Here is a 14,131-nt window from a genome sequence, read left to right on the forward strand (position 1 = left end):
CGATTAGGTAATTTAAAAGCCGTCTAAAAGGAGACGGCTTTTTTATGAACTCAAGTGTCTATTTATTTTCTGTGGACATCGATTACCACATTTTTCAGCAGCATTATAGCGGTGCTGCGTCAACAGTAGTTGTCAGAACCGACAATGGTTTAACACTGCAACTGCCTGCATCAAGACTACGTCCGTATTTGAGTCAACTGGGTGTAAAAGGGCGATTTCGCTTAACAGTTGACGAAAACAACCGTTTTAAATCTCTTGAACAAATTGGTTAAACCGTACGGCAATCACATAACTAAAAACTCGAATCTAATTAACGAAAATTGATGTAACGAAATTATAAATGACGCCGTAAACTACTCCATGAGTCGCAAAGACTAATTAACCTCTATACTCATAGCGATCACATAAAAAATATATGGAGTAAACCATGACCGCGCGTGACCCTATTGTGCCGGTGTTACTTGAGAAGGTTTATCATCTTATTGCTGAAAAACTGGACAAGACACAGCAACCGCTTGTAGAAACTTTGGCAAAAAGGATTTTGGGTCCCATCTCAGATGATGATTTGCAGGAAAGGAATGAATCCGACCTCTACGGTGCTGTTATCAGCCTGTGGCATCATTTGAACGCTTTCGAACAAGACAAAGTTTTTGTTAAAGTCTTTAACCCTACACTGAGTGGAGACGGATGGCAGTCCACCCATACCATCGTCGAAATTCTCACCCCAGATGCTCCGTTTCTCGTTGACTCTGTCCGTATGGCGCTCAACCGTCTGGACATTGCATCACACCTGATGTTGAACGGACCACTGTCAGTTGAGAAAGACGCAAAGGGTAGTGTTAAAGCAATCGGAGACGACAAAGGGGTAAGGCAAACTGTCTTCCACCTAGAAATTGACCGAATGAGTTCGAAGAAGGAGATGTCTGCTCTGGAGGAAGAGTTGACGGAAACCCTCACGGACGTTGCATTGATTGTTAATGATTGGCAGCCAATGCAAACCAAGATCAAATCAGTGATTGAATCGCTCAAGAAAGACAAACCGCCGGTCGGCAAAGACCTTCAACAAGAAGCGGTGGATTTCCTGCAGTGGATTGCATCCCACAACTTTACCTTTATGGCTTACAAGTACTACGAGCTTAACGCTATAGAAGGTGACCACGAACTGAAAGCCTCATCGCTAGAGGGTTTGGGTTTGGCGAAAAAGCTGGATCCAAAACGTCCTGGTCTGAAGTTGTCTGAAATGCCGGAATCTGCGCGTGCAACTGCACTTCGCAAAGACTTGTTGGTTATCAATAAAGCCAGCAGCAAATCGCGCGTTCACCGTCCAGCTTACATGGATTACATTGGTATCAAGTGCTTCGACAAGAAAGGCAATGTTATCGGTGAGCATCGATTCCATGGTCTCTATGCATCGTCGGCATACAACCAGTCAACCACCAACATTCCAGTGTTGAAAAACAAAGTTCACCGGATCCTCGAGATCAGTGGCTACTACGAAGGATCGCATTCGTGGAAAGCGCTGGCGAATATCATTGAAAACTTCCCACGTGATGAACTGTTCCAGGCCAGTGAAGCAGAAATGCTCGATATTGGTATGGGCATTGTTCAGGTTCAAGACCGTGACATGCTGAGAATCTTTGTGCGCCGTGACCCATTCGGCCGTTTCTTCTCCTGCATGGTTTACGTTTCGCGTGAGCGATACAACACGGAATTCCGCCGTGCAACTCAACGCATTCTGGGCAACTACTTTGGCTCGGATCAGGACGTTGAGTTCAACACTTTCTTCTCAGAAAGTCCGTTGGCGAGAACCCACTACATTGTCCGTGTAGATAACAACAACTTTGACATTGACGTGAAGAAATTGGAACAGAACCTGACTGAAGCAGCATCAACCTGGGATGATCGTCTGCAAGAAGCGGTGATCACGACCTTTGGTGAGAACCTAGGTACACCAGTTGCCAAACGTTACCTCGGTGCATTCCCTCGTTCCTATAAAGAGGCGATGCTGCCGGGTTCAGCGGTTGCGGATATTGAGCGCCTTGAAGGACTGAGCGAAGAGAAAAAGCTGGATATGCTTTTCTATCGCCCTCAAGAAGAGCCTAAAGACTCGCGTGCAGTTCGTTTGAAGCTGTTCCAGAAAGATGAAGCTATTCACCTTTCAGACGTAATGCCAATGCTCGAAAACCTTGGTCTTCGCGTGATTGGTGAAGCGCCGTACAAAGTCGAGACGACCTCTGGCGATGTTTATTGGATACTAGATTTCTCGATGCTGCATAGCGTGAGAAATGGCTTTGTATTATCCGACGCGCGTGAGCGTTTCCAAGATGCCTTCGCAGGTATTTGGCACGGCAAGCTAGAGAACGATGGTTTCAACCGCTTGGTACTGAATGCAGGCTTAAGTGGTCGCGAAGTCACAATTCTGCGTTCTTATGCGCGTTACATGCGTCAGGTCGCGTTCCCATTTAGTCAGTCATATATCGAAGAAACGCTGGCTTCACACGCAGATCTCGCTCAGCTTTTGGTTCAACTCTTCAGTAAGCGATTTAATCCGAAGAAGAACAGCGATAAAGATCAGAAACTGATCATCCAGAAGATCGAAGAAGAGCTGGAGCAAGTCGAAAGCTTGGATGATGATCGTATCATCCGACGTTACATGGAAATGATTCTGGCGACGCTTCGTACGAACTTCTATCAGAAAGACAAAGAAACAGGCGAGTGTAAAGATTACCTGTCTTTGAAACTGCAGCCGGGCAATATTCCTGAAATTCCTAAACCTGTACCTTTCTTCGAAATCTTTGTTTACTCGCCAGATATCGAGGGTGTTCACCTTCGTGGCGGTAAAGTCGCCCGTGGTGGTCTGCGTTGGTCTGACCGTCAGGAAGATTTTCGTACAGAGGTCTTGGGCTTGGTGAAAGCGCAACAGGTTAAGAATACTGTGATTGTGCCTGTGGGTGCGAAAGGTGGCTTCGTTTGTAAGAAGCAACATTCGCTAAGCGGCCGTGACGAGATCTTTGCAGAAGGTCAGCGTTGTTACCGAATCTTTATCCAAGGTTTGTTGGATATCACTGACAATATTGTTGAAGGTGATTTGACGCCACCACTTAACGTTGTTCGCCATGATGAAGATGACCCATACTTGGTTGTTGCGGCCGATAAAGGGACAGCGACCTTCTCTGATCTCGCGAACTCTGTGTCCGACCAGTACAACTTCTGGCTGGGTGATGCATTCGCATCAGGTGGTTCAAACGGTTACGACCACAAAGCTATGGGTATCACGGCGAAAGGTGGCTGGGAATCGGTGAAACGTCACTTCCGCGAAATCGGTATCGATTGTCAGGAGACTGATTTTACTTGTGTGGCTGTTGGTGACATGGCGGGTGACGTATTCGGTAACGGTATGTTGCTGTCTAAGCACATTCGACTGCTGTCCGCTTTTAACCATCTGCATATCTTCATTGATCCAAACCCAGATTCAGCGAAATCCTGGGTTGAGCGTGATCGCCTGTTCAAGCTGCCACGTTCAAGTTGGGAAGATTACAATCCTAAGCTGATTTCGAAGGGTGGTGGCGTGTTCTCGCGTAAAGCGAAATCCATCGAGCTGACGCCGGAAATCCAGAAGATGTTGGGTGTGCGCAAGCAAACCATGACACCGAATGAGTTGATCAAGCAGATCCTGAAAACGAAAGTGGATCTGTTCTGGAACGGCGGTATCGGTACTTATGTGAAATCAGAGTCCGAAAGCCACACTGACGTAGGTGACCGCGCGAACGACGCAGTACGTGTTAACGGCAACGAAATGGGTGCACGTATCATCGGTGAAGGTGGTAACTTGGGTATGACGCAACTCGGCCGTGTTGAATACGCAATGAACGGTGGCCGTGTTAACACTGACTTTATCGATAACGTCGGTGGTGTGGATTGTTCAGATAACGAAGTGAACATCAAGATCTTGTTGAATGGTCTGGTGGCAGCAGGGGATTTGACATACAAACAGCGCAATGAGCTGCTCGAGCGTATGGAAGATGAAGTCTCTGACATCGTACTTGATGACGCTTATTGCCAGAGTGAGTCAATCTCTGTGACCTCTGAGCAACAGGCTTCTCTGTTGAAAGAGCAAATCCGCTTTATCCACTACCTGGAAAAAGACGGAAAACTGGATCGCGCGCTGGAATATCTGCCAGATGATGAAACACTGGCTGAACGCCAACTACGTGGTCAAGGTTTGACCCGACCAGAAATCGCAGTGCTGGTGGCTTATGGCAAGATGGTGCTGAAAGAGCAGTTGGTGGTTGAGCAAATCACCCAAGACCCGCATTTCGGTAAGCTACTGCCGGCATACTTCCCACAAGAGTTACAACGTAACTATCGCGATGCGATGGAAACGCACCCCCTACGTGGCGAAATTATCGCAACCAGCCTTGCAAACCAAATGTCGAATGACATGGGCTTTAACTTTGTTACCCGTATGCAAGATGAAACTGGCGCAAGCGTCGGTGATATTGCGGCGGCTTACGCGATTGCCCGTGAAGTATTTGATTTTGGTCAGACGTTTGAAGATGTACGCGCACTGGATAACAAGTTACCCGCGCAGGTTCAGTATGCAGTGATGTATCGCTGTAGACGAATGATGCGCCGAACCACACGTTGGATTCTCCGTAATCCGATGAAAGGTAAGGGGCTTGAAGAACAAGTGGCGTTCTACAAACCGGCAGTTAAGAACCTGGCGGATAACCTTGAGAAATACCTGGTACCTGCGGAAATCAAAGAGCATGAAGAACAAGCGGAAGAATACATTATTCAGGGTGTGCCAAAAGACATCTCGAATAAGGTTGCCCGTTTGACAAGTCTGTACGCAGGTTTGGATCTGGCGCAGGTTTCAGACCAAATGAAGAAACCGTTCGATGTGGTTGCCCGTCTTTACTTTGTGCTGGGTGACACGCTGTCGCTGCACTGGTTCCTCAAGCAGATCACAAACCAACCAGTGGAAAACCACTGGCAAGCACTGGCTCGTGCATCATTCCGAGAAGATCTGGATTGGCAACAACGCATGTTGACTGCCCATATTCTGGAAGGAATGAAGAAAGGCGAGAGCGCAGAGCTTGGTTTAGAAGCGTGGATGGTAGAGCATGCCGTGAGTTTAGGTCGTTGGGAAAGCATTGTTGCCGAGTTTAAAGTCGGTTCCGCCCACGAATTTGCTAAATTCTCCGTTGCATTGCGGGAACTTACGCTTTTAAATTTGAATTAAGTCGATAAAGCGTTAATAATACAGCCCCGTTTATACGGGGCTTTTTTTTGGAGGTTACATGATGTACCGCCTCGCCAGATCGGCAATCTTCCAGTTGGATCCAGAACATGCGCATGATCTGGCTATCAAGAATCTTTCGCGCTTCACCGGCACTCCTCTCGATATCTTTTATCGTCAGCATCTTCCTCCTCGTCCTGTTCAAGTGATGGGACTGCATTTCAAAAACCCAGTTGGCCTTGCGGCTGGTCTTGATAAGAACGGCGAATGCATTGATGCGTTTGGCGCAATGGGTTTTGGCTTCGTAGAAGTAGGGACAGTAACACCACGTCCTCAAGATGGTAACGACAAGCCTCGTTTGTTCCGCGTGCTTCCGGCAGAAGGCATCATCAACCGTATGGGTTTCAACAACCATGGTGTCGATGCGCTGGTGGAGAATGTGAATAATGCCAAGTATGAAGGAATCATCGGCATTAACATCGGCAAGAACAAAGATACGCCGTTGGAAAATGGTAAAGACGATTATCTGATCTGTATGGACAAAGTTTATGACCATGCAGGGTATATCGCGGTTAATATTTCTTCGCCGAATACTCCTGGATTGCGTTCACTGCAATACGGTGAAGCATTGGACGATCTGCTTTCTTCATTGAAAGAACGTCAGAACAAACTGGCAGAAGAGAAGGGCAAGTATGTCCCTCTCGCATTGAAGATTGCACCTGACATGACCGAAGACGAATTGGTTCAGGTGGCAGACTCTTTAGTGCGCCATGGTATTGATGGTGTGATTGCAACTAACACCACTCTTGATCGTTCGCTGGTGGAAGGCATGCCGCATGCACATGAAGCGGGTGGGTTGAGTGGCCGCCCTGTTCAGAACAAGAGCACGGAAGTGATTCGTCGTTTGAACCAGGAACTGAATGGCAAACTACCCATCATCGGCGTAGGTGGTATCGACTCAGTGATGGCAGCAAAAGAGAAAATGATGGCAGGTGCGGAACTTGTTCAGGTTTACTCTGGTTTCATCTACCACGGCCCACGTCTGGTAAAAGATATAGTTCGAAATATTTAAGCCGGAAAATTAAGAAATTAGAACGAGAAGGGGAATTTGTTTCCCCTTTTTTTTCTCTCCCGCCGATTAAACTTCTCCGAAAGCACCTTTAATTTCAATGGTCACGGACCGAATCTCAGGTTGTCGCAGGAGCGAAAACGATGTTGAAGCCAAATAATGCGTGGAAGTGGTACTTCGATTCCGAAGCTCAAACGCTGATGCTGGATTTGGGTCAGGAGATGGTTTTCCGTGTTGCTATTGAAAAGAAACACCTCATCCCCGATGCGTTTGTCGATACCCCATTTTCAGTCGATGACGCATCACTCTTTCAAGCTTACTCAGATGCAGTAAGCGTCTTACCTTTATCCGGCCCTAGAAAGGCCGAAATCGTTTTGAACGCAGTGGCAGCAAAACGCTTCCATAAACCGCTTCTACCTAAAAGCTGGTTTTTTCAGGCTCAGGAAGGGGACCTCTCTCCAGAACTAGGTTCCATTATTGAACTGAAAACCGATCACGGCAGCGAAGCATTCCTGGTAATTGAAAATGCAGGCTCAGCGTCCTTGTGCATGCATGCCAGTGAGAATCCGCTTATGCTGAACGACACTAAAAATATGCGGTTTTGCGAAGCTATAAAAGTAATGAATGACCGGTTATCTACATACCAACAGCAATACGATAACGGCAGTGGTCATTATGCGTTAGTGGGCTGATAGAGCGGCTTCTATCAGCCCCATTTTCTTTCCATTGTTTGACTCAAGATCCTCATACTCCCAAACGCAAAACCGAGCGCTCAGCGCAACCTTGCCAGACACACATACTCGCCCTGTATCCCTCATATATACAACCTGATGGCATGAATAAGGACAATACCGCTTCGATAGCGTGTGCCTTTATGTTCTGTAAAAAGACTTTACGAGACGGAAATCCTTCATCAATCTTGCCGAAGATTGAGGCTCAGGTTTCACCCGCTGAGTGATAAAAATCTTCGGTACATTCTCAATATTCACTGATAGATAATCCGACAGACTTAGTCCGACATTTCGTCGATTCAGCTGATAATCGGGGAGATGCACTGGATATTAATAGTGATGAATGTCACATTAAATGAAACTATCTGCTGTATTTTTGCTCTCTATCTCTTCTTCATTCAAGCCAAAATTTGCTCAATTTGGTAAACATTAATGCCATTACTTCCCCCTTTATAGGAGTCAATACATCCAAAAACTCACTCTGGTATATACCAAATATAAGCATGATTTGCGTTTCCTGATGGGAACTAATCTGATCAAGTTGAGAATATTAACTTCAGATTTAATATGTCTTTGTGCATAAGTGTGTGCTTACTTAATGTTCGAAGAGCGGTGAATAAAATGAGAAGTTGTCGCTAAAAGATAGCGGTATTCTAAGCGGATTAAGCGTGTTTCTCCTGGGAAACGAAAAATGGTCTGTGGATAAGTGATGGATGGCGGAAAAGTGAGCGTGGGATTACGAGCAACCGACTTTTTGCAAAGCGCTTTTTTTCGAGGGTTGATTAGGCATGGTTATGTCATGCACAAAAGCTAGGGTCTCGGCAAAATAGGAGCATCCGTATATCAAGGAAAATAGTGAGATATATCACCCTTGATAGAGCGTTGGCGTCTGAATTCGTTTATAATCGCGCGCAACATTCCTCAGAATCCATTTCCATGAATCAATATTTAGCAATTACCTCCCGCGGTTTAGAAAATCTGCTAGCAGAAGAACTACAAAAACTGGGTGCCAACAGTGTGAAAGCGGTAAGCGCCGGTGTTCGCTTCCGCGCGGATGAAAAAACTCTCTACACGTGCTGTTTATGGAGCCGCACGGCGTCACGCTTCATTCTTGTTTTGGGTGAATTCGCAGTTCGTGACGACATGGACCTGTATCTGGGCGCATCTGCCATTAACTGGCCACAATATTTCAGCGAGAGAAAGCGTATTGCTGTTGATTTCAATGGTACAAACCGTGAAATCCGAAACAGCCAGTATGGTGCGCTGAAAGTGAAAGACGCGATTGTAGACCGCTTCGTCAAGGCGGACTTGGATCGCCCTAGCATCGATCGTGAGCAGCCAGACCTACGTATTCACATGCGTCTCTCTAAAGAGCAAGGCCTACTGGGCATCGACATGGTGGGTTCTGGCTTGCACCAACGCGGCTATCGCACAGAATCTGGTGCTGCACCGCTTCGTGAAACCAATGCTGCGGCATTGGTCATGAAAAGTGGTTGGACGTTTGACAAGCCTTTGCTGGACCCAATGTGTGGTTCCGGTACCTTGCTGATCGAAGCGGCGATGATGGCCGCAGAAGTGGCGCCAGGCCTGAAACGCAAGCGTTGGGGCTTTGAAGCACTGAAATCATTCAATCGTGAAGAGTGGATGGAAGTACATGCGGAAGTGACTTTCAAGTCGAAGAAAGGCCCTGCGAAGTGCGAAAGTAAATTCTTCGGCTTCGATAACGACCGTCGCGTGCTGGAAACGGCCAAAGCAAACGCCCGCCGTGCTGGCGTAGCAGACCTAATTCAGTTTGAGTTAGGTGATGCAGCGGAACTGACGCGTCCAGAAGGTTTCGAAGAGGGCAACATCATCTGTAACCCTCCATACGGTGAGCGTCTGGGCACTACGCCAGGTCTTATCGCGCTATACACTCAGCTTGGCGTTCAGTTGAAGAGCCAATTTAAAGGCTCTATAGCATCCATCTACTCGGGTTCTGACGAGTTGCTGAGCTGCTTGCGCATGCGTGCGGACAGTACTTACAAGCTTCGTAATGGCGCGCTTGATTGTGTGATGAAAACTTATCACATTACAGCACGTGGTGAGGTGACAACGTCACAAGGTGAACCTGCGCCGGTCGCTGATGTGGCGCCTGAATTCACCAACCGTCTTCGCAAAAATATCAAGAAGTTGGAAAAATGGGCTAAGCAACAAGGTGTTGAATGTTACCGTCTATACGATTCAGACCTGCCTGAATATAACGCGGCAATTGACCGTTACAGCGACAACATTGTTATTCAGGAATATGCACCACCTAAAACCGTCCCAGAAGAGAAGGCACGCCGTCGTCTGCTGGACATGGTTCGCGCCACCATCGCTGTGACGGGCGTCAATGCCAATAACGTGGTGTTGAAAACCCGAGAGAAGCAAAAGGGCACCAACCAGTACGAGAAGTTAGGTGAAGCCAAGCGCTTTATGAAAGTTCACGAATACGGTGTGACGTTAGAGGTGAATCTCTACGATTACCTGGATACAGGCCTGTTTCTGGATCACCGCTATACACGCAAGATGCTGGGTGAAAAAGCGAAAGGCAAAGATTTCCTCAACCTGTTTGCTTACACCGGCACAGCGACCGTTCACGCGGCGGTAGGCGGCGCCAGATCGACAACTACGGTAGATATGTCTAAGACTTATCTTGCCTGGGCTGAGCGTAACATGAAGCTTAACGGCAAAGTGGGTCGTCAGCACATGTTTGAGCAAGCAGACTGCCTGAAGTGGCTGTCGTTAGCAAAAGGCCAATATGATCTGATTTTTATCGATCCGCCGACTTTCTCGAACTCTAAGCGCATGCTCGATACGTTTGATGTCCAACGTGATCACATCAAACTGATGACTGAGCTTAAGCGTCTGCTGCGTGAAGGCGGTGAAATCGTCTTCTCTAACAACAAGCGTAACTTCAAAATGGATGTTGAAGCGCTGGCAGAGATAGGCTTACAAGCTCAGAACATCACAAACCGCTCAATCCCGATGGATTTTGAGCGTAACAAACAGATTCATAACTGTTGGATTATCACACACAAGGAAGGTTAATGGCCTTAATCCTCTACAGCACGGAAGGGTGTCACTTATGTGAAGAGGCATTGGCGCTATTTCAGGCAGCGGGTAAAACCGCTGCCTTGCGCGTTGTAGACATAGCGTTTGATGACGCTTTGTTTGAGCGTTACGGCGTCACTATTCCGGTGCTTTCTCTCCAAAATAATGACGGCTCAGTCGACGATGAACTGGGCTGGCCATTCGATTCTTCAGCTTTAAACACTTGGTTAGTAAAACATGGCATTGATTAACATCACTAACGCGCAACTGGCTTATGGTGATAACCCGTTGCTGGATCACGCAGAGTTTGTCCTGCAGCAGGGTGAGCGGGTTTGTTTGGTTGGCCGTAATGGCGCAGGTAAATCGACCTTAATGAAGGTGATTCATGGCACCGTTCAACTCGACGACGGCAGCATTAACCGCCAACAAGATCTGAAGGTTTCCCGCCTAGAGCAAGATCCTCCGCGTGATGCTGAGGGAAGTGTTGTTGATTATGTCGCTGAAGGGTTGGCAGAGGTTGGTGCGCAACTCAAAGAGTATCACGACCTTCTGGGCTTAATTGAGCATGACCCAAGCGAGAAGAACATTAATCGCTTGGCACGTGTTCAAGAGCAACTGGAACATTCCGGTGCGTGGCGTTTTGAAAACCAACTGACCACGGTACTAGGCGCGTTGAAACTGGATGGCACTAAAAAGCTGTCTGAGCTCTCTGGTGGCTGGCAGCGCAAAGCGGCGCTGGCTCGTGCGCTGGTGTGTGATCCAGACGTTCTGCTGCTTGATGAGCCAACCAACCACTTGGATGTGGCGACCATCATCTGGCTGGAAAACTTCCTGAAAGATTTCAAAGGTGCCATAGTCTTCATCTCACACGATCGTGCATTTATTCGATCTATGGCAACCCGTATTGTCGATTTAGACCGTGGCCAACTGACTTCTTGGCCGGGCGACTACGAGAAGTACCTAGAAGGCAAAGAAGAGATGCTACGCGTCGAAGCTGAGCAGAATGCCGAATTTGATAAGAAACTGGCACAGGAAGAAACCTGGATTCGTCAGGGCATCAAAGCACGCCGTACCCGCAATGAAGGTCGTGTACGGGCACTGAAACAGCTTCGTCGCGAGCGTGCAGAGCGTGTAGAAGTGCAGGGCAACGCAAACATCCAGCTGGATGAAGCTGTGCGCTCGGGCAAGATTGTGTTTGAAGCGAGTGACATCGACTATCACTGGGATGGTAAAAAGATCATCGGTGATTTCAGTTTTAATGTGATGCGTGGAGATCGTATCGCGCTGATCGGCCCCAATGGCTGCGGTAAAAGTACGCTGTTGAAGTTAATGCTGGAAAAAATCGCTCCAGATTCAGGTAAGTTCCACGTCGGTACCAAGTTGGAAGTCGCTTACTTTGACCAATACCGCGAAAAGCTGGATCCGGAAAAGACGGTTATCGACAATCTGGCAGAAGGGAAAATGGAAGTAGAAGTAGGGGGCCGTAAGCGACATGTGCTCGGTTATCTACAAGACTTCTTGTTCCACCCACGCCGTGCTCGTACGCCCGTAAAAGCACTGTCAGGTGGCGAGAAAAACAGGCTTCTGCTGGCGCGAATTTTCCTAAAACCCTGCAACCTTTTGGTCCTCGATGAACCAACCAACGATTTGGACATCGAAACTCTGGAACTTTTGGAAGAATTGCTTGCCAATTATCAGGGTACGTTACTGTTGGTGAGCCACGATCGCCAATTCGTCGACAATACCGTTACCCATAGCTGGATTTTTGAAGGCGATGGTGTCATCCGGAAATTTGTTGGTGGCTATCACGATGCGATGCAGCAACGTGAGAACTATCTCAAGACCATCGAGTCAGAAAAACCGAAAGCGAAGGAAACTCCAAAGGAAGAAGCGCCTAAAAAACAGGCAAATAACAATAAGCCGGGCAAAAAACTGTCTTACAAGTTGCAAAGAGAGCTTGAAGCACTTCCACAGCTTATTGAAAACCTAGAGAATGAAATCGCGCAAATACAGGAATCGGTAAACGATCCTGCGTTCTTCCAGAAAAGCACGGAAGAGACACAGCCTGTTCTGCAGCGTTTAAGCGAAGCAGAAGCTGAGTTGGAAACCGCCTTTGAACGATGGGAAGAACTCGAAGAGATGCAAAAGGAATCGTAATGCAATTCAACAAATTCAAACTATCTGCTATCGCGCTTGCGATAGCAGGTATCCCTGCGGTAGCAAATGCTGCTTATTACCAAGTTCAACTATTGGACTCGCCTTCAAGCAATTCCTCTCAGGCAACCGCTATTTCTTCTGATTCTTCGAAGGTAGCTGTAGAAGGGTTAAGTGGCCCGGTTGGTCTGAATTATTCAGAAGAACTGCCTTACATGGTGGATGTCGAACACTTCATCAATAGTCAGGATGATCTTTACCGCTATTGTCGCGACTACCTCGGTTATAACACCTGTGAAGAGTGGGCAGACGAGAGATGGTATGGCGTTCAAGCCAGCGGCACTGTCTGTAAAGAAGAAGACAGCGAACAAAACTGCCTTGGTGGGTTAAAGAAGGAAATTGATGCTTGGACGAATGGTTTCACGAGCAACAGCATCGCCGAGCTAAGCGGTAACCGAGTTGATCCTTTTGATAGTGGCGTGTGGGGAACGGAACCAAATGCTCCAGTCCAAGCGAATTCATCTAATGTGGTTATCAATGCGATAAATGGCGATGATGCTATTGGTGCATCCAGTAGCCCATTTTACAAGCTGGGTTCAAACTATGTACGTGCATTTAAAAGCAGAGGCTTCAACGGCGCCGACGAGTTGTTGCCGCCTAAAGACTCGACCGATGTTATTGACACCATAGGTCAGACAAACGCAAATGGTTTTGTGATTGCAGACCCGGATGGAACTGCTACCACCATTCTGTTCGGTTCTGCGTCTATTAGTAACATGGCGGAGCCAACTAACGGGAACAAGGTACCAGAGGGTGCAACAAATGAACTGAGTAACCTTAATAGTTGCTCATCAACAGTTAATTGGACTGATCGCGCTTGTCAGTACTATCAGTTTGCTAACCAAGCAGCGATTTGGGTACCAAGTTACACGGACGAGCCACAGCGAGCTCGGGTTATTGCAGATTTCCCTGACGGTGCGACAGGTAATACAGATGATACCGCTCAGGCGAGCGTCAATGCGGCGGCTTTGGTGTCAGGTGCTTCTGCACCAACATTGGTAGGTTTTAATACTTACAATGACAGTCGTTTTTATGGCCGTGCAGTGAAATTCAGCCCAGTGGCTGATTTCTCAACATGTTTGACCGATTTGGAAACGGATGCAACGAAACGTTGTTGGACGATGTCACTCATCCCTGGCGTCGATATCCGCCAAGGCGGCGACATTGTTTATCGCTATACAGAAGCGACTGACATCAACAGCAACGGTTTGGTTGTCGGCGTGGCGAAAAGCGCGCGTTTGAATAACGGTGCTTATGCAGAAACTATTTTCGTTAACAACGGCAACTCAACAACACTTCTGGGTGCTTCCCAAAACGCACTTTTCTTCTCTGGCTATAACGGTACCGCAGCGGCGATCAACAATAGTAATGAGTTGGTAGGTAAGGTTGATACCGAAAATGCCCGTGACCGTTCTCGCCGCCAACGTGGTTACATCTACGCACATGGTGGGACGATTGGCAGTTCATCTGCTTGGCTGTTAGATGACCTGACCAATGACGGAAATGCTTCGGGCAACAATAACCAGTTCCGTATCGCAGAAGCCTTTGATATCAATGACAAGGGTGATATTGCGGCATCTGCATTCTTCTGTGATGGCGGTTATTCATCCGTTGCACATGATGCACTATGTAACGGCACTGAAGAGTTGGTTGCGGTCAAACTGACTCGTGACGATACCGCTCAAATTACTGCTCGTCCTTATGAGGTTAAAACCATCGAACGTAGCGGTGGTGGTATTGGTGTGCTAGGCCTCGGGTTGCTGGCGTTAGGCGGTATTTTCCGTCGTAAAAAGTAATTTCACT

Annotated in this window: 8 protein-coding genes; all 8 read left to right on the forward strand. The window is 47.6% G+C overall.

What is annotated here, in order from left to right:
• The first annotated feature begins 44 nt into the window (after nt 1-44).
• The 8 genes from G5S52_RS03180 (at nt 45) to G5S52_RS03215 (ending at nt 14,124) form a co-directional block, all read left to right on the forward strand.
• The gene (locus G5S52_RS03180) at nt 45-272 is read left to right on the forward strand and encodes a DUF2835 domain-containing protein (protein ID WP_002537074.1); all 228 of its coding nucleotides are present in this window, start codon (nt 45-47) and stop codon (nt 270-272) included.
• A 155-nt stretch (nt 273-427) separates the two neighbouring features.
• Nucleotides 428-5,245, forward strand: coding sequence for an NAD-glutamate dehydrogenase (locus tag G5S52_RS03185; protein ID WP_165011766.1), 4,818 nt, complete (start codon nt 428-430; stop codon nt 5,243-5,245).
• Nucleotides 5,246-5,303: 58 nt separating this feature from the next.
• Complete coding sequence (pyrD, locus tag G5S52_RS03190) at nt 5,304-6,314, forward strand: quinone-dependent dihydroorotate dehydrogenase (protein WP_165011767.1); 1,011 nt, start codon at nt 5,304-5,306, stop codon at nt 6,312-6,314.
• A 140-nt stretch (nt 6,315-6,454) separates the two neighbouring features.
• Nucleotides 6,455-7,003 carry a cell division protein ZapC gene (locus G5S52_RS03195; protein ID WP_165011768.1) on the forward strand — a complete coding sequence of 183 codons (549 nt, stop codon included), beginning with the start codon at nt 6,455-6,457 and terminating at the stop codon, nt 7,001-7,003.
• 975 nt (nt 7,004-7,978) lie between these two features.
• Complete coding sequence (rlmKL, locus tag G5S52_RS03200) at nt 7,979-10,111, forward strand: bifunctional 23S rRNA (guanine(2069)-N(7))-methyltransferase RlmK/23S rRNA (guanine(2445)-N(2))-methyltransferase RlmL (protein ID WP_165011769.1); 2,133 nt, start codon at nt 7,979-7,981, stop codon at nt 10,109-10,111.
• The gene (locus tag G5S52_RS03205; RefSeq protein ID WP_165011770.1) at nt 10,111-10,365 is read left to right on the forward strand and encodes a glutaredoxin family protein; all 255 of its coding nucleotides are present in this window, start codon (nt 10,111-10,113) and stop codon (nt 10,363-10,365) included. Before rlmKL ends, G5S52_RS03205 begins: the two co-directional genes overlap by 1 nt.
• A complete protein-coding gene (gene uup / locus G5S52_RS03210) occupies nt 10,352-12,271 on the forward strand; it encodes an ATP-binding cassette ATPase Uup (protein ID WP_165011771.1) in 1,920 nt (639 codons plus the stop codon). The genes G5S52_RS03205 and uup overlap by 14 nt, the downstream gene beginning before the upstream one ends.
• Complete coding sequence (locus tag G5S52_RS03215; RefSeq protein ID WP_165011772.1) at nt 12,271-14,124, forward strand: DUF3466 family protein; 1,854 nt, start codon at nt 12,271-12,273, stop codon at nt 14,122-14,124. Before uup ends, G5S52_RS03215 begins: the two co-directional genes overlap by 1 nt.
• Nucleotides 14,125-14,131: the final 7 nt, after the last annotated feature.

The sequence above is a fragment of the Grimontia sedimenti genome (assembly GCF_011045095.1).
In the GTDB taxonomy this organism is placed as follows: Bacteria; Pseudomonadota; Gammaproteobacteria; order Enterobacterales; family Vibrionaceae; genus Enterovibrio; species Enterovibrio sedimenti.

Excerpts from the sequence above, each read along its gene's own strand:
- G5S52_RS03195 (WP_165011768.1), top strand. The coding sequence starts at position 6,455 with ATGTTGAAGCCAAATAATGCGTGGAAGTGGTACTTCGATTCCGAAGCT.
- rlmKL (WP_165011769.1), top strand. The coding sequence starts at position 7,979 with ATGAATCAATATTTAGCAATTACCTCCCGCGGTTTAGAAAATCTGCTA.
- G5S52_RS03180 (WP_002537074.1), top strand. The coding sequence starts at position 45 with ATGAACTCAAGTGTCTATTTATTTTCTGTGGACATCGATTACCACATT.
- G5S52_RS03185 (WP_165011766.1), top strand. The coding sequence starts at position 428 with ATGACCGCGCGTGACCCTATTGTGCCGGTGTTACTTGAGAAGGTTTAT.
- uup (WP_165011771.1), top strand. The coding sequence starts at position 10,352 with ATGGCATTGATTAACATCACTAACGCGCAACTGGCTTATGGTGATAAC.
- G5S52_RS03215 (WP_165011772.1), top strand. The coding sequence starts at position 12,271 with ATGCAATTCAACAAATTCAAACTATCTGCTATCGCGCTTGCGATAGCA.
- G5S52_RS03205 (WP_165011770.1), top strand. The coding sequence starts at position 10,111 with ATGGCCTTAATCCTCTACAGCACGGAAGGGTGTCACTTATGTGAAGAG.
- pyrD (WP_165011767.1), top strand. The coding sequence starts at position 5,304 with ATGATGTACCGCCTCGCCAGATCGGCAATCTTCCAGTTGGATCCAGAA.